Origin of the sequence: Amycolatopsis saalfeldensis (assembly GCF_900110575.1) — a bacterium.
In the GTDB taxonomy this organism is placed as follows: Bacteria; Actinomycetota; Actinomycetes; order Mycobacteriales; family Pseudonocardiaceae; genus Amycolatopsis; species Amycolatopsis saalfeldensis.
This window is the reverse complement of sequence record NZ_FOEF01000034.1, coordinates 1-16,030: the sequence shown is the minus strand read 5'-3', so window position 1 is coordinate 16,030 and position 16,030 is coordinate 1. Positions and strand designations below refer to the sequence as shown.

14 protein-coding genes are annotated in these 16,030 nt (G+C 70.0%); 3 read left to right on the top strand and 11 right to left on the bottom strand.

Annotated elements, in window-relative coordinates; genetic code table 11:
* Positions 1–120: 120 nt before the first annotated feature.
* Together BMY97_RS42585 and BMY97_RS42580 are read right to left on the bottom strand one after the other, a co-directional pair.
* On the bottom strand, positions 121–1,197 hold the full coding sequence (locus BMY97_RS42585; protein ID WP_091628951.1) for a glycoside hydrolase family 183 protein: 1,077 nt from the start codon (positions 1,195–1,197) through the stop codon (positions 121–123).
* A gap of 33 nt (positions 1,198–1,230) precedes the next feature.
* Positions 1,231–2,214 (bottom strand): DUF4365 domain-containing protein, encoded by a 984-nt coding sequence (locus BMY97_RS42580; protein WP_218157011.1) that lies wholly within the window; start codon positions 2,212–2,214, stop codon positions 1,231–1,233.
* 125 nt (positions 2,215–2,339) lie between these two features.
* Here BMY97_RS42580 and BMY97_RS42575 point away from each other — a divergent pair, with 125 nt between their 5' ends.
* Positions 2,340–4,088: a hypothetical protein gene (locus BMY97_RS42575; RefSeq protein ID WP_143086481.1), complete on the top strand. Its 1,749-nt coding sequence runs from the start codon at positions 2,340–2,342 to the stop codon at positions 4,086–4,088.
* Positions 4,089–4,091: 3 nt separating this feature from the next.
* On the opposite strand, the gene BMY97_RS42570 is transcribed toward BMY97_RS42575, so the two are convergent.
* Positions 4,092–4,913 carry an exonuclease/endonuclease/phosphatase family protein gene (locus tag BMY97_RS42570; RefSeq protein ID WP_091628947.1) on the bottom strand — a complete coding sequence of 274 codons (822 nt, stop codon included), beginning with the start codon at positions 4,911–4,913 and terminating at the stop codon, positions 4,092–4,094.
* Between the two features lie 147 nt (positions 4,914–5,060).
* Here BMY97_RS42570 and BMY97_RS42565 point away from each other — a divergent pair, with 147 nt between their 5' ends.
* Entirely contained in the window at positions 5,061–5,459 is a 399-nt protein-coding gene (locus BMY97_RS42565) for a hypothetical protein (protein ID WP_091628945.1), read from the top strand.
* 46 nt (positions 5,460–5,505) lie between these two features.
* Here BMY97_RS42565 and mobF read toward each other — a convergent pair whose 3' ends face one another.
* On the bottom strand, positions 5,506–10,350 hold the full coding sequence (mobF, locus tag BMY97_RS42560) for a MobF family relaxase (RefSeq protein ID WP_143086480.1): 4,845 nt from the start codon (positions 10,348–10,350) through the stop codon (positions 5,506–5,508).
* Positions 10,351–10,677: 327 nt separating this feature from the next.
* Here mobF and BMY97_RS42555 point away from each other — a divergent pair, with 327 nt between their 5' ends.
* On the top strand, positions 10,678–11,229 hold the full coding sequence (locus tag BMY97_RS42555; protein ID WP_091628942.1) for a hypothetical protein: 552 nt from the start codon (positions 10,678–10,680) through the stop codon (positions 11,227–11,229).
* Here BMY97_RS42555 and BMY97_RS42550 read toward each other — a convergent pair.
* The 7 genes from BMY97_RS42550 to BMY97_RS42520 form a co-directional block, all read right to left on the bottom strand.
* Positions 11,226–11,912 carry a hypothetical protein gene (locus BMY97_RS42550; RefSeq protein WP_091628940.1) on the bottom strand — a complete coding sequence of 229 codons (687 nt, stop codon included), beginning with the start codon at positions 11,910–11,912 and terminating at the stop codon, positions 11,226–11,228. The genes BMY97_RS42555 and BMY97_RS42550 overlap by 4 nt on opposite strands.
* Positions 11,913–11,999: 87 nt before the next feature.
* Positions 12,000–12,506 carry a hypothetical protein gene (locus BMY97_RS42545; protein ID WP_091628938.1) on the bottom strand — a complete coding sequence of 169 codons (507 nt, stop codon included), beginning with the start codon at positions 12,504–12,506 and terminating at the stop codon, positions 12,000–12,002.
* A 64-nt stretch (positions 12,507–12,570) separates the two neighbouring features.
* The gene (locus tag BMY97_RS42540) at positions 12,571–12,780 is read right to left on the bottom strand and encodes a hypothetical protein (protein ID WP_091628937.1); all 210 of its coding nucleotides are present in this window, start codon (positions 12,778–12,780) and stop codon (positions 12,571–12,573) included.
* Between the two features lie 80 nt (positions 12,781–12,860).
* Positions 12,861–13,292: a single-stranded DNA-binding protein gene (locus tag BMY97_RS42535; protein WP_091628935.1), complete on the bottom strand. Its 432-nt coding sequence runs from the start codon at positions 13,290–13,292 to the stop codon at positions 12,861–12,863.
* 670 nt (positions 13,293–13,962) lie between these two features.
* The gene (locus BMY97_RS42530; RefSeq protein ID WP_091628934.1) at positions 13,963–14,190 is read right to left on the bottom strand and encodes a hypothetical protein; all 228 of its coding nucleotides are present in this window, start codon (positions 14,188–14,190) and stop codon (positions 13,963–13,965) included.
* A 107-nt stretch (positions 14,191–14,297) separates the two neighbouring features.
* A complete protein-coding gene (locus BMY97_RS42525) occupies positions 14,298–14,606 on the bottom strand; it encodes a hypothetical protein (RefSeq protein ID WP_143086478.1) in 309 nt (102 codons plus the stop codon).
* A gap of 294 nt (positions 14,607–14,900) precedes the next feature.
* Positions 14,901–15,404, bottom strand: a complete 504-nt coding sequence (locus BMY97_RS42520; protein ID WP_091628930.1) for a hypothetical protein — start codon at positions 15,402–15,404, stop codon at positions 14,901–14,903.
* Positions 15,405–16,030: the final 626 nt, after the last annotated feature.

The following is a 16,030-nucleotide window of genomic DNA, read 5'->3' as shown; positions in this document are numbered from 1 at the left end:
GCACTTCCCGACGTGCACGTCGGACATCTGCAGGGTCTCACACGCTCTGACCTGCACAGTTTCAACTGCATGCGGCCGAGATGAAGTCGGGGATGAGAAGATGAAGTCAGCCGCGAGAACCTACAAGAGCGCCTGGGTGCCGAGCTGGACACGATGGAACCGAGGCCGGTAGATAGCTTCATCCGAGAGGACTTCGGAGAAAAGGGCGTTCACGTTGTAGGCCAGCAGGTAGCTCTGGCCGGCCAAGTGCAGGAACGACGGGTTGTAGGCGTAGCGGGTGCCCTCGTTCTCCGGTGGGTCGAGGACGAGCTGTGGTCCCGACCATGGTCCTGCCGGATGCGGGGCACGGTAGGCGACGATCGGCCAGGAACCGTGGGGCCGGGTGGTGTCGGAGGTGACCAGCAGCCATCCACCATCATCGCCGTCGGGAAGAGGCAGGACGTTGAACTCGTTGCTCACCCCGGTCAGCAGTCGCGCCGCGTCGCCGGGCCGGGCCGACCAGCTGCCGTCTGCGGTGTGGTACCGCCAGGCACTGCCCGGCCGGACGGCTGATGTCGTGGCGAGCAGCAGGTGCTTGTTCTCGCCCTCGTCGGCGACGCCGTAGACCAGAAGGTCGTCGCCTTCGCGGTGGACGGCCGCGCCCCACTGCACGCCGGTGCCGTCCGTGATGGGTGTCCTGCCAATCTCGCGCAGGTCGGGAAGGGACAGTTCGACGAGGACACTCTGGGTCCAGGCGAAGTCCCATTCCGCTTTCTGCTCGTCGGGGACGGTGGCCTGGTACTCCTGGTAGAACACCCACAGCCGATGCTGGTCGGTGGGCGTCCCGGGGTCCTCGATTGCGATGCCGTGTCCGGTCCACAGCCATCGCGACAGGCCGTCGGGCCCGGTCGTGTTCTGCGGGCTGACGAGGGCGCCGGGTTCGGCGGGGGTACCGCCGAGGACTGTTCGCAGTTCGCCGCGGGCGATGTCTTCGACCACGACGCAGTTGTTGACCATGCGGCCGCCGGTGAGCAGTGTGTCCGAGAACAGCCACAGACGTTCGCGGCCGCCGGCGAGTTCGACGGCGTAGGCGGAGTCTCCTCCGCACCAGCCTGATTTCGTCGCGGCCAGCACGGCGAACCGGTACGCGAGAGGATGTGGCGCGGGATCGACGGCGATGTTCAGCTCTGCGGAGGTGCCCGGCGCATCGGAGTTCACGTCTCATCATGGCGGACCGGAATCGCCCGCGTCCTATGAGGGCTTGGTGATCAATTGAGGATCCCCATGGGTGGCGAAGTCGTGAACGAGCAGGAAGGCCGTTCCGAGGGCGTTGAGACTCAGCTCGAGGCGCCAGTAGGCGATCTCCCCGTCGTCGCTGTAAGGCCTCAGGCCGGGCAGTATCACCCTGCCCTGCTGCCAATCACCAAAGCTCACGCCGGAGTGCCGGTCGCCTTCGTTGTCGTAGCGGACGCACTCCTGTTCGTAGAGGTCGTAGTCCGCGTTGTCGTAGGTGTACTCGTGCAAGGAGACATCGGCCCAGGCGAAGAGACGGGGCACCGCTTCGTCGTAGCCCCGGCTGCCGAGGCCGACTTCCCAGTCGGCTAGCCACTCGGGTTCGTCGCTGTCGTCGACGATGGAGCTGAGGGTGATCGATCCGCGTCCCGACGACTTGTGCATCCACTCGTCGATGCTCACGAGCAGTCGTTGTCCGGATGTCAGCAACTGCATCCACGGCTGCGCGAGCTGCAGTTCGCGCACGCGCAGGACGTACGGGTCGCCGTCGGCAAGTGCTCGCAGCTGCTGCCGAGCCGTGGAGTCCAGGATGTTGTCCTCCGGGACCCGTAGTTTCCATCCGCCTCGGGAGCTTTTCTGCAAGGTGTCGCTCGTGACGATCTGCCAGTGGATGCGGTCGGTCTCGGGGTTCACCAGCACGACAACGACAGGGAGTACGTGGTTGGTCCAGTACTTCACGTGTGCGTCGCTGGGCCGGAACCACCAGCCCTTCCCATCGGGAACAGGCTGGTCGAAGAAGCTCAGGCCCGACTTGATCTGCACCGCGAGCAGCCTCGGGATGACTTCGCTGTTTTCGACGATCTCGACGTGCGCGTCGATGCCGACGTCGTTGACCGGCTGCTCACGGAACAGCCAGCCGAGGTGCTTGCTCACGGCTAGAGCGACGAGGTCGACGCCGATGCGTTCCGTCGCGGCTGACTGCGGTCGCTGCATCCGTTCCATCCCGTCCGTGAGCTGCGGGAACCCATCGTAGAGGGGCCGACTCGACCAGGACCGAGCAGGTGATGACCGACTGCTCGCGGCAGGCTTCGCGTTCCCGGCTGCCTCGGGGTGGCACGCTGCGCAGGGTGTTTGAGCCTGATCATGCTTCCGCGGAACCGCGCGACTCGAATGCGCGCTGGCAACAGTCGCTGGCCGTCGATCCGAGAGGGCGACGGTGGCGGACGATCGCGACGCAACGGCGGGTCCTGGTCGTCGCCGGGACGGTCACCAGCGCGATGCGGCTGCTGGCGATTCTGCCGGTGCTGGAATCCGACCCGCGGATCCAGGTGGTGTTCACCCATGACGCGGACTCGCCTTCGGTGCTGCTGGCCGGAGTTGCGGAGCTGTTGAATACGTTGCGGTGCAATGTGATCTCGTGGAGCCGGGCGTGTGCGCTGCGGTTCGACCTGATTCTGACCGCGAGCGAGAAGGACCGGGTGCGCGAGCTCGACGGGCCGTCGGTGTTGTTCCCGCACGGCGCGGGGTTCCAGAAGTACGACGTCGTCCATCGGGGCGTCGCCGGGCTGGGACCGCAGCACCTGCTCGATGACGAGAAGGCTGTGCACGCGGCGATCGCGCTGGCGCACCCCGAGCAACGTGATCTCGTCGCGGCGTCCTGCCCTCCGGTACTCGATCGGGCGGTCGTGGTCGGCGACCCGTGCGTGGACGTGATGCTGGCCGAGGAGCACCGCCGCAGCCGCTACCGTGACGCGCTTGGAGTCGCTGCTGGCCAGAAGCTGGTAGTGCTGACCTCGACGTGGGGCTCGCAGTCGCTGCTCGGGCGGGCGCCTGATCTTCCCGAGCGTGTGCTCGCCGCGCTGCCCTTCGACGGCTGGCGGTGCTGCCTGCTGACCCATCCGGGGATCGCGGCGGTGCACGGCCACCGGCAGCTCGAGGCATGGCTGGCCAACGCCACCGAGATGGGGCTGATGACGGTCCCGACAGGGCGGCGGTGGGAGCCGGTCCTGCTCAGCGCGGACTGCGTGATCGCCGATCAGGGCTCAATGGCGCTCTACGCGGCCGCGCTGGACGTGCCGCTGCTGCTCGCCGGCGGCCGCCCGCCGACCACGGTGCCCAGCTCCCCCGTCGCCGAACTCGCCGGCAGGGCGCGGCACGTCGACGCACCGGAGGATCTACGCGAGCAGATCCTGTCCACGATCGCCGAGCACCAGCCCGGCCGCTACGGCGACCTTGCCGCTCGCACGTTTGCCGAGCCGGGTTCCTCGGCCGCACGGCTGCGCAAGCTCCTATACGGGCTGATAGACCTCGTCGAGCCGGCCGGGCCGGCCACATTGGGCGCCGGGGAGATGCCTGTGGTGCTCCGAGGTCGGGTCGCCGCGTTCCTGGTGACCGCGGTGGTCGTCGACGGCGTGCTCAGCGTCGAGCGCGAACCGGTGACGTCGGTGGCCGCCGAGCACGTACGCCGGCCGGACCAGCACCTCGTAGCGCACGCGCTCGATTCTGCCGCCGAGCTTCTGCAGGTCGCGGACGTCGTCTACACCACCGTGGATGCGGGCCACAGCTGCCCGGACGAGTCACTGCGCTGGGCAGCGATGACGTTCGAGCAGTGGCCCCGGATTGCTGTCGCGGTGCGCCTGGTCAGCGCGGATCGGTGTATCGCGGTGACCCGCAACCGCCTTGGGCTCGTGTTCTCACTCGGTCGCGACGGCACTGCGCGGCCGGGGTTCGATCCGCTTCTGCTCGCCTCGGCCGCGTACGTCGGCCATCGCGCGGTTCGCCCCGGGGTCGGTTCGCTGGCGCTCGACGTGGCCGGTCAGACCTGGCAGATCACCATCACCAACCTCACCGACGGCGGTCCCGAGCCGGCCCACTAGGGATTAGCTGGCCGAGTCGGCGGTCGCGGGGAGCGGAAGTTTGTCGGGGTCGAACTCAGCCACGACGGCGTCGTGGTCGCTGAACGGCCGGGCCTCGATGCGGCGGTAGTCGATCAGCGCCGGCAGGAGCTTTCGGGTGATGTGGATCTGGTCAGTGCGGACCATCCCAATGTGGCCGGTCCACGCTCGCAGCGTCGGGTCATGACGCTGGTCGGCCAGGTGGGCGGCGACGTCGATGAGGTCGCCGCGCGCCAGCACGTGCCCGACGGCGTGGTTCGCGCGCAGGACGGGATCGGCGACGACGGTGCGGGCGGCGCGGTCGTGCGGTGGGACTTTGCTCCAGTCGGGTTCGGCGTCGCCGGGTGGGACGTGGTTGATGTCGCCGCCGAGGATGCCGTAGCCGCCGGTGCGATGTACGTGCCGGATGAGGACCTGTGCTTCCTGTGCGGCGAGGTCGGCCGAGTCCGGGCTCAGGTGCGCCGAGAGAACGGTCAGCGGAGCGGGAAGCCAGGGCACCGTCGCGATGAGTTCCGAGTGGCCGTGCATGCTGAAGTGCGCGTGGTCGGTGTCCCAGTCGTCCCAGCTGACGGCGTCGCCGTCGATAAGGATGCCGGTGTGGAAGCCGCTGGGGCTCGGGGCGATCGCGCCGCGCATCCCGAGTTCCTGTTCCGCGGCGACGAGCCGCTGGTCTTCGGGGTCGGCCCATCCGTTCGCCTCTTGCAGCAGCAGGATCTGCGGAGCGACGTCGCGGATCAGTGCGGCGATCCCGGCCCAGCGACCGTCGCCGGCGCCGTGGCGTAGGTTCACGCTCATCACCTGGAACATGCGGACTCCTTCGTGGAGGCGGTCGTCGGAGGCCCGGTTTCGGTGTTTCCGCCGGGCTCGGCGGGCGCAGGGTTGTTACGCCCCGCGATCGGTCGATCGCAGTAACGTGGCTACAGTAACGTCCGTAGTCAGGCCGGGGGTGAGCGTGTGAACCTGAACATCAGCAAGGTCCTTCGACTGTCGCTGGACGAGCTCGACACGGCCACCGGTCTGGCCGTTCGGGCGAACTCGATGCGCAGCGCGATCCTCGGGGACGAGCGCGAGATCGTTCTGTGGACCAACCGCGAGGACGTCTGGCCGGCCGAGGAGGACAAGCGCGCCGCGGCCGCGCAGGCAGCCGCGATGAACCTCGTGCCCCCGACGCCGGACGAGCGGGAGATGGAGTTCGCGCTCATCGTGTCCGCGCAGCCGCACCTGGATCTCGACGGCCTGGACGAGGTGCCGCCTCAGACGCGGTTCGACGCCGCGGGGCAGGCGCTGCAGGCCGCCTACACGCAGGCCATCCTGAAGCTGGTCAAGCTGGCAACCTCGACCGATAGCAGCTGAGTGCGGGCGAGGGTCCGGACTGCTCGGGCCCGAGCGCCGCAATCGGTCAGTATCCGGGGCGTGGTCCCTGCGCGGGGCCTTGCCGCCGGGGATCCTGATCGGCCTGGGGCTGGATTCGGCGCTGCTGCTCGAGAATCCGCTGCGCCCGTTGCCGAGCGTCGTCGGCACGCGACCTTGCTGGCTTCGCATCGTCGCGATCGGGACGGCGTCCGCGCCCGCCGGGTTCGGTGGCCGGGCTGCCGGCCTTGTCCTTGGCCGGTGTCGACTGGGCCTGAGTAAGCCGGTCGTGCGCCCGGTGTGCCGCGGCGTACGCAGGCGCGGATGTCCCGGTCGGTGTCGGGCCGAGCGGCTCGGGGCCGGTGACGCCGTGTTGTTCGCGGTAGGCGGCGATGGTGGTGATCGCCGCGAGGTAACGGGCGCGGGCCGCGGCTCCGGCCGGCGCGGGCCCGAGCTGCTGAACCCAGTCGGGACGCTCGCGGGCCGCGTCGCGGCCGAGTTCGACGACGCGAGCGCGGATGCGCTGTGCGTCGGCGGCCGCGGCGGTGGCCACCGCCCGGTCGCGCCCAGTCAGCGGCCGCGGGTCGGGCGCGGCCGGCAGCCAGCTCGGCCACATCGCGTCGCGTCGCGCGGCGGGCTGGGCCGCTGGGGCGGGAGACGCCGTGGCTGACGTGGGCGGTGCGGTGACGGGCGCGACGGGAACGGGTGTCTGGACGAGCTGCTCGGCGGCACGGCTATAGGCGGGAACCAGGATGTCCAGCCGGGCAGGAGACTCCGGCGCTGGTGGTGAAGGCTCGGCTGGTGCCGCGCCGGCCTGGCCCGTTTCGGGGCCGGGATCGGTCATCGTGCGGATCTTCCAGGCGGTGAACGCGCTGGGGCTGTCTTTGCCGGCGAGTTCACCGGGGTCGATGCTGGCAAGGACGGCACGTGGGTCGTGTCCGTCCGCCGCGGCGGTGGCGAGGTTCTGCGCGACGGCGCCGAACGCGGCGCCCTCGATGACCAGCTGGACGGCGGGGTGGTCGCCCCATTGCTCTCGGAGCAGGTCGGCGACCTGATCGCGTTGTTCGTGTTCGACTCGGTCGCGCTCCTCCCGATCCGTTCGCCGCTGGTGCTTGTTCTTCGGCGCGCCCGTCCCGCCGTTCGCGGGGTCTGCGGGGTCGCTGGGCTCGGTGGTCGCGGTGGTCGCGGTCTTCTTCAGCGCGGCGGCGGTGACTCGGCTGGGGTCGAGCACGGTGGGCCGGATGACGTCGTCGGGATCGATCTCGCGCAGCGCAGCGCGCGGGTCTCCCCCGTCGCTGGTGATGCGGTCGAGCCATCGGGCGACGGCGCCGAACGCGGCACCTTCGCTGACCTTCTTCACCGCGGGGTGCTCACCCCATTCCTCGCGGAGCAGTTCCGTGGCGGTGGTGCGGCGCTGGGTGTCGGCGGCCTTCCGCTCGGCGCGCTGGACGCGTTGCGCCGCGACACCGGGCTCGACGCCGTGGACTGGAGCGGGAGTCTCGGCACTGCCGGATTCCTCGAGGAGACCGAGGTCGACCAGGACGGGCCGGTCGTTGACGTTGGTCTCGGTTGCCTTCGCCCGGTCGATCAGCTTGGTGATGACGCGGCGAGTGCGCTCGAAGGCAGTCTTCGGAATGCCGAGCAGGTACTCGTCCTGGTGGCCTTCGACGTCCTTGCGCGCCAGGAACATCCACATCTTCAGCTTGTGCCGGGAAGCGGCCACGAACGAGCCGGGGTTGTCCGCGCCGGCGGCGTAGAACAGGACGGCGCCGCCGCGGCGCTCGCCGTCCTCGCCGTGCCAGGTCGCTCCGTCAGAGCCGATCGTCATGCCCTGGCTCTTGTGGATGGTGATCGCGTAGCCGTGAGTGATGCCGCCTTTGGCGATGAATTCGGGCGAGAACTGGGCTCCCTCGATGAGGCGGCCTTCGCTGCTGTTGCGGTCCCAGCGGACGTCGACCCGGCCGTCGGCGTGGATGCGGTCGATGATGCCGCGATAGCCGTTGAGGGCGTCCGGCTGGCCCGGCTGACGTTCGTTGACGCGGATCATGATGAAGTCGTTCTCGCGCAAATGAATCGCCCGGCCACCGACGATGTCGTAGGTCCGGCCCGCGCCGAGTTCCCCTTGCGCCTGGCGCACGGCCTGCGCGCCGGCGTTGAGACGGTCGACCTGTTCGTTGGTGCTGGCGACCATGAGCAGACCGCGCATCTCGGTGAACGGATCGGCGGCTCCCTGGCGCTGATCCATCCAGGTCGCGAGCATCGACGCGGTGGTCTCCTGGCCGGTTTCGCCAACGACCAGCCGGTCGCGGTCGGCCCAGGAGGTCAGGGCCTCAGAGTAGTTGCCCTCGCGCCAGGCTGCGATCGCGGCGCGTTCGTCGGCGTCGGCCTGGCGCCGGTTCTCGATGAGTTCGCCACCGTCGACGAGTTCGTGGACAACGGCGAACATGGAGCCACAACCCACGCCTCTGAGCTGCTTCGGGTCACCGCTTTCAACGATTTTCGCGCCTGCGGCATCGGCGGCCTGGTAGAGGACAGCGCGGTCGCGGTCGTTGGTCATCCCGGCCTCGTCGAGGACCAGGACGTCAACGCCGTTGAGGCCCGGCCCTTCCTTGATGCGATACAGCCATTGCGCCACGGTGCGGCTGGGGATGCCGGACTCGGCTTGCAGATTCTGAGCCGCGGTGCCTTGGGTGGCGGCCCCGGCGATGACGAACCCTTCGGCTTGGTAGGCGGCTCGGACCGCGTCCATCAGCGTTGTCTTGCCCGCGCCGGGGCCGCCGATGAGCGCGTCGATCGCGCGGCCGGAGGTGACGATGTTGAACAGCTCGCGGCGTTGTTCGGCCGAGAGCGCGAACCCGTTGGTGGCCTCGATGGTGGAGGCGGCCATCGCCGCGGTGGCGCCCGGCACGCGGATGCTGGTCTGGTCGTCGTGGCTTGCCTGGGCCGCGACGACGATGACCTTCTCGGCGTCGACGATGTCTTGCGTGGTGTAGAGGTGCGCGTTGGCCATGTGGTCGGCGCCGAGCTGCTGCTTCTCCCCCAGCGACGGCTGCGCGCCGACCTCGGCCGCCTCCGCTTTGACGAGCGGTACGAACCCCGCGTCCTCGAGCACGCGATCGGTCAGCGCCTCGACTTCCTCGTAGCTGCCACCGGCCGGGAGCGCGTCGGCGACCGCGCACAGCGCGTCGACCCGGGAGAAGCGCCTGGAGTGCGAGGTGAGCCCGTGTTCGACGCTCTGCAGCAGGGTCGCGAGCTCGACGAGGGTGGGCTGACGGTTGACGTTGGGATCGGGGGATGTTCCGGGCGCGGGTCCGTTAAGGGCGGCGCGGCTCATCGCGTCCGGGTCGAGTCCGGCGGCGCGGGCTCGGGCCTGGTAGTGCTCGCGCAGGGTGGAGTCGGACAGGGTGGTGGCGTCGGTCTTGGGAAGCCGGGTTTCCTGCGAGACCATGCGCTTGACGGCGGCGGACGCGGTGTTCTCGGTGAAGCCGAGGTCGCGCAGCATCGCCTCGATGTTCGCGCCGCGCTGGGAGAATTCGCGGATCGCGGCGTCGGGTATCGCCGCGACTTCCCAGTTGCGGGTTCGTTCGGAGCGGCGCCAGGTGATGCCGTATCGCTCGGTGAGGACTTTGCGGGCGGAGGCTTGCATGAGCCGGTCCGCTGCTGCGGCGTGCCGCATCAGGTCACGGCCTCCGGCGGCGACGGTGCTCCACCTTCCGTCGCTGCCTTTGGTCATGTTGGCGATGGTGAAGTGCACGTGCCAGTGCGGGTCACCGACGATTTGCCCTTCGGTGGGCCGGGCGCTGCGGTGGATCATGGCCCAGCCCGCGTAGCCGTTGCCGTCGATGGTCTCGGCGGTGTGGCCGTCGCCGTGGTGTCCGCGCATTCCGTAGGCGGTCTGTTTCTCGAGCCAGGCGAAGTTCTTCATCGCCTCGTCGGTGAAGATCCGGTCCAGGTCGGCTCCGGTCCGCTCGTCGGCGAACTCGCGGAGCAGGACGACGCTCTTGTGCAGGCCGATGGAGAAGTCGTAGGCGAGGTTGCCGACGACGACGCGGTTGTCGACGACTTCTTCTGTGGTGGTGCCGTCGGCGGCGGTGACCGTGATGGTCTTGGTGAGGTTGGCGGCGGCGTCGGTGTAAACGTCGAGGCCCCACACGTCTTCGACGGGCAGGCCGGCGGCGTCGGCGAGGCGTCCGGCGTGGTCGGCGCGCAGGGTGGCGAGTTCGCCTTCGCGGGCGACGGCACGCTGGGCGCGGCGGAACATCGCGAGCATGGAGGTGGAGGTGCGGCCAGCCCAGCGGCCCTCGGAGTGCCGCAGGACCTCGGCGATCTCGATATTAGCTTCACGGGCGACGCCTTCGATGGCGCGCACGAGGGGGGCGAGCTGGACTTTCGCCTCGCGGGGGACGCCGAGCTTGTGCTCGACGAGCTGTTCGCCGGTGTGGGGGTGGTAGCCGTTGACCAGCTTGCGGGCGAGGTCGAACTGGTCTTCGGTGAGCTCGGTCCCGGCTTGGATGCCGAGGTCGGCGAGTCCTTCACCGACCCAGACGAGCGGGCGTTCCTGCTCGGTGCGGTAGTCGAGTTGGGCGTCGTCGATCTCGCCGACGGTGCAGCCGTGCTGCTGGCCCAGTCGGTAGTCGATTTGTTCGGGTGCGCTCCCGATCGGCGTTACCCAGGCCACCTGGGCACACCTCTCCCCTCGCGTCGCGCGGGGGAGGTCCGGAGTCAATTTCTCCGTATCGCGATAGCGATACCTTAGACCAAATCCCTTGTCCTTCGCTGGCGCAAAGCGCCAGCTCAGCCCGCGGATGCGGGCTATGTCACTGTCGGCCGCCAGGCCGACCTTTGTCTCTTCCTCGCCGCAGGCGAGGCGCGTGGCCTGCCGAAGGCCGGCCACGCGCGGGCGCGTGAGCGCCCGTAGGGCGTCGCCGCGCGACGCCCTACGGGCCGCGGCCACGCGGGCCGTAAGGCACAGTCGGCCGAAGGCCGCCCATGACGCGGTACCCGGGTGACGGACCTGACCAGCGCCAGAACTGCTGCGGGGCGAGCCGCTTCACCGGCAACCGTCAGCCGGGTTCGAGGCCGCTGCCTGGGCGCGCGGCAGGTCACCGTAGCGGCGGGTGGTTGGACGGCTACCAGCGGGAATTGCTCGCGCGGGCGAGCCGGTGGTTGATCTAGCGTCAGGTCCGAAGAGGACCACGTCGATACCGGGGAGGGGTCGATCATGGCGAGTGCACGGGAGGTCCGGGCCAGGCTGCGCAAGAAGGCAGCCGACGAGCGCCGTCAGCGCGAGGAAGCCGCGGTGTTGGTCAACGAAGCCGCGGCGATCGCGGTCAAGGCGCGCGCGGACCACAACGCGGCGTTGCGCAAGGTGTTTGAGGCGGCGCTCAAGCCGGAGGTAGACGAGGAGCGGGCGGCGATGCTGCGGGAGCTACTCGACGCGGCTCTGGCGGGTAGTCCGAAGGTGGTCGAGGCGGAGAGGGCCGCTGGGCGTGCAGTGCTCGCGGCCGGCGTGCTCAAGGTTCCGCAGACCGAGCTGGCTGAGGTGACCGAGCAGCGAGTGGAGGTGTTGCGGCGCTGGACGCAGCTGGTGCCGCAGGACAAGGCGAACTCGGGGACCGGGTCGGCTGCTGAGCCGGGCGCAGGTGCGTCCGAACCGTCGGGAGCTTCGGGGCTGGGTTCGCGTCCGGGGTCTGAGCCTGCGGAGGTCGACGCGGCGGCCGTGACCGCGGGTCCGATGTTCGGTGACCGCGGAGACGTCGCAGCGGCTGGTTAGTGCAGTGGGACGAAGGCGTCGAGTTGTGCGGGGTCGATGCGGAGCAGGACTTCGCGGACTCGCGCCTCGTCCCAGCCGTCAATGACCGCGGCGCGTAGCTGGCGGGAGCGCTCGTCGCGTTCGTGTTTGCTGAGTTTGGACCAGCGGCGGATGAACCAGTTGGACCCGCCGACGCGTTTGCGCTGTCCGCCGCGCGCGAGGTTTTCGCGCTGGGTGCTGGGCCAGATGTGCCCGACCTTCGGGTCGGGGTTGGCCTTGACGCAGATCGGGTTGTCGCAGACCGCGTGTTCCACGACTCTGCGGATGCCGCCAGAGCGGTCCGCGCGCTCGCCGCGCGGAACCGGGATTCCCAGCAGCCACGCGGCGGCGAACTTGTGGGCTTTGATGCTGTAGGCGAAGCCGCCGCGCACGATGGAGAACTGTCCGTAGGAGTCGGTGATGGCTCCGGTCCAGATCCAGCACATCGGGTTGGCGCTGCCATCTGGCAGGCGCGGCGGGTGAGCCATTTTCGCGCGGAACCGCGCGATGTCGCCGGCGTGCTCAACCGGGTCGACGACGAGTTCGGTCAGGGGTGGCGCGGTGGGCCGCCGCCGTGGGCGGGGCCCCAGGGCAGGCGTGGCGATCGGGAGGTCGAACGGCAGCGGCGTCGCGTCCTGCTCGGCGAGGGTGATGTGGCGGCCCATGCGGCAACGGTACGGCGGGGGTCCGACACTTTCCGTTGACCGAGTCGCCCCGGTCGCCTCGGGCCTGGGCAGGCGAGGTGGCAACCGTCAGTCGGGTGGGCGCCCGGGGAACGTCGTGATTCGCTCGTGGATGCCGCTGTACTTGCCGGAGTTGACGTGCTCGGCGACCGCGGCGGTGATCTCGTCGGCAGCGGCACGCCAGTCGGGGCGTGCGTCGGCGGGCATTGTCGACAGAGCACAGCCGGTGGTGAGCGGGTACGGGTCGTGCGGGCCGAGTTCGCCGGGGGTCCGGGCGAGTGCGGCTGCGCGGCCGCGGCGCGACAACGTCGGGGCGCGGTCGGCGGCGAACCGGGCCGTTGCCTGCTCGACGATGGGGTGGTCGGGGCCGTGGCGTGCGATGAGTGGGGCGAGGAACGCGGCGTCAGCGTCTTCCTCGGTGCGCTCGTCGCGGGTGATGTCGACGAGTTCGCCGGCGGACCAGGCGTAGCCGTTGCCGAGCACGTAGAACAGGGCGTGCAGGCATTGGGTGCGGTTGGCGTAGAGCGACGGGAAGCGCCGGATCATGCGCTCGACGGTGGCGGTGACGCTGGCCATGGCGGGGTACTTCCTTCCGGTGGCCCGGCGGCTGTCGCGCCGGGCCACCTTCCTCGGGGTCGGGTCAGAACGGCGGCATGACGGGGAAGTTCAGCACGTCGGCGCAGCCGGGGCAGTGGCCCTGGAGTTCGGTCATCCGGATGTGGTGCTCGGGCAGCGGCGTGTCGCAGCCGGTCGTGTGGCACACGGCCACGCCGGGGCGGATCCAGTTCAGGCTGGCGCGGTGCAGGTCGTTGGCGTAGTCGAGCAGGCTGCGGTCGTTGACGGTCGTCACGGAGGACCTTTCGGCGAGCTGGTGCGGGGAGCAAGGGCGGCGCCCCGGCACCGGATGGCCGGTGCCGGGGCGCGGGCGGCTCAGGCCGCCACGGCGGCCAGCTGCTCGCGGTTGGCGTCGTTGGCGCGCTCGGTCGTGGTCTTGCTGACCTTGGTGACTGCGGCGGTGGCGAAACTGAGGTCGGGGCCTGCGACGGTGGCGACGAGCTTGGTCCGGGTGACCGGGTAGTCCTGGCCCTTCGGGGTGAAGCTGTCATCGCGGAACTTGCCAATGACGATCAGCCGCATGCCGACGCCGTTCTTCGGGTCGGCCGTGAAGGTGGCCTGGAGGTTGTCGGCCAAGGTGCGGTAGACGACGACCTTCTGGGACACCTTGTCGGAGATCCAGCGGCGCTTGGCGTCGTAGTAGCCGTTGTCGACCGCGATCTTGAAGGTCAGCTCGGCATCGCCGGACTGGGTGTTGCGATAGCCCTCGATGTAGGTGACGTTGCCGACGAAGGTGTTCTCGTTCATGGTGTTGCTCCCTTGAGGCTTGGGGGTCGGTGGAACGCGGCTTGCCTCAGCGGGGCGGTGCAGAGGTCCGAAGGACGGCGGGGGTTCTGGTCGGTTGATCGGGCGGCCCGCAGCGCAGCGAGGACCGTCGCCCGATCAGCCAGCCAGGTTCATCGACGCTTGCCTCTGCACCGTTCTGCTGACCTCTGGGCGGTTCACGGGCCCGGGGCTGAGGGGCATCCGTGACGCGAGGCCGGCTCGCGGTGTTCTCCCGACGATGGGACTCGCTCCGCTGCGCGGGGTCGTAGTGCTCGGGGAGGTCTGCTGCCCGGATGCTCTCAGTGCCGCGCGGCGGGCGGCGTTGTCGGGCAGTTGCCGGCGGGCGCGTGCCGGGACGGCAGCCTGGATCTGGCTCGTGCTGCCTGCGGGTGCGACGGGTATGGCGCGCTGCAGTGCTGACGGTGTCGACCGCGTGCGTGTGCCCGTCGGCCAACTACTGGCCGTCGCGTCCTGTCGCGCTTGGCGCCGGTGAGCCTGGACGGCATGGCTGTTCGGCCGGGCGGCTCAGTGACGTCCGGGCTGCCCGGCCTCGGGTTTGGCTGGCCGTCCATACCGGCTCGGAGTTGGTGTCGCGCTGATGATGGCGCCCGGCTCCCCTGCGGGGAACCGGGCGAGCGACGGTGACGGGTGTTCAGGTGTAGCGGCGGTACCTTTCGGTGTGTCCGCCGGTGCGGGCGATCGACTGGCGGTTCACGGTGTGCAGCCGGACGATGACGTCTTCGTCGTCCATGATCAGTTCGAAGGAGCCGTTCGGGTTGATCGCGACGACGAAGTAGATGTCGTGCAGATCTGTCAACGAGCCGGCGTAGGTCACGTAGTCGCCGGGGACTGGTTCCCCAAGGCCTTGGTAGAGCGGCATGTCCACCTCCGGTGTGCGAGTGGGATGGGGCGCGGGCAGGGGCTTCCGCGACGCCAGTGGCAGCCGGGCTTGCGGCGGCGGATGGCTGCGCAAGCCCGGCCGGGATGTCACCAGTGGGTGACGGTGTTGGCTTGGGCGGAGGTCGCGGTGTGGCTGCTGTGCTGGTCGCGGTACAGCGCGTCGGTTACCTTGGTGAGATTCACTTTGCTGGTGTCCACATAGGACTTGACGAATTCGACGATGTCGGTGGCGTTGGTGTATTCGCCGCGGCTCATGCCTTCCCAGAGGATGTGTTCCGGGCCGCCGCCGGCGTCGCGGTAGACGCGGGCGAAGAAGGTGGCGTCCCGGCGGTCCCAGCCGACGAGGACCACGTGGTCAGGAGAGGCGCTGTTCGGGGTGAGGTAGTGCTGAGTCATCGTCGGAGAGCCCTTCGAGCGGGTGGTGGCGAGCTGACGGGCTCCGTGGCCTGAGCACCCCGGGCGGGGGCCCGAAGGGCGCCGGGGGTTCCGCCCCGCCGAGAAGGCGGGGCGCCCGCGGCGGAGCAAGGGCGGCCCGCTCAGGCGGGGCGGGTTCATCGGCGCGCAGCCCCCGCCCGGGGTGCTGGTCTCGTGCGTCAGCTCGGCCGCCCGCCTCGTGGGGCGTCTCGGGCGCGGCGTGTCTCGCGCCTCGCCGCCGTGCCCCGGGCGCGCACCCGGGACACGGCGGGGCGGCTACCGGGTGCGGGCCTTCGCCTGCTTGCGGTGGCGGGCGAGGAGGATGCCACTGGTCGTAGCAGCCAGCGCGAACAGGGTGCTCAGGATCGCGTCGGGCGCGTAGTACTTCAGCGTCGAGAGCGTGCCGCCGTAGGCTTTGCGGTCGACGACGGCCCAGATCTCGATCTTCAGGCCGTCGAGTTCGCCTTCGTAGGCAACAGTTCCCCGGCTCGCGGACTTCTTGGGGGCCAGGCCGAGAACGTTGGCCCACTGCAGGGCCGCCTGCCGGGCGGAGGCCGGACGGTGGGCGGTGATCATGCCGGACAGGATCGGCAGCCGCGGGCCCGGGTTGCGGTAGTCGTATTCGGTGTGCCAGTACCAGCCTGCGGGCAGCGCGCCGGCCTGGTTGCCGAGGTGCTCGATGTGGGAAAGCAGAGCTGTGCCGGACTCTATGAACGAGTGGGTACTGGTGCGCAGGCTGTAGGACGACGCGGGCAGGTATGGGTCGCCGGGCTCGTACACGGTGCCTCCTGGGGCTGGGGTGTCAGCGGAACGCGGCTGTGCCCAGCACGGTGCGGGCGAGGTCCGTAGGACGGCGGGGGTTCTGCTCGGCGGGGCGGGTGGCCCGCAGCGGAGCGAGGACCGTCACCCGTCCGGTCGGGCGGGCTCATCGCCGCGTGCCTCGCCCGGGTCGTGCTGCCCTCGGGCGGTTCGCTGACACCCTGGCCCGGCGGCGGGTGTCCGCGGCTGGCGTTCCGTCCCGATCTCGGTCAGCTACCTCGCGCCGGTGGCCGCTGGAGGCCTCGGCGGCGGCTCCGGAGCTTCCGCGTGGGAACTGGAGCACGGGGTGACTTCGGGACGGTCCGACACCGCGGCGGGAGTCGGCGTGTACTCACCGGCCATCCCTGCCGGAGAGGTGAAGCGGTGTCCTCGGGTGCCCTACATGGCGACGGGTGCTCGGGTGCCACTTCGGCCGTGTAGCGCCGCCAGGCGCGGAACGGCCGCGCGGTGGTCGGTGCCGCCAGGCGCCGGCCACCGCAGGAAAGCAGCAGCATCCTGGGTCCGGCGCCCCGGCGCCGGACCCAGGATTCCGTGACAGGTGTTGTTGGCGTAGCGCCGCCAGGCGCGAAGCACGCGGGGTCGGCGCC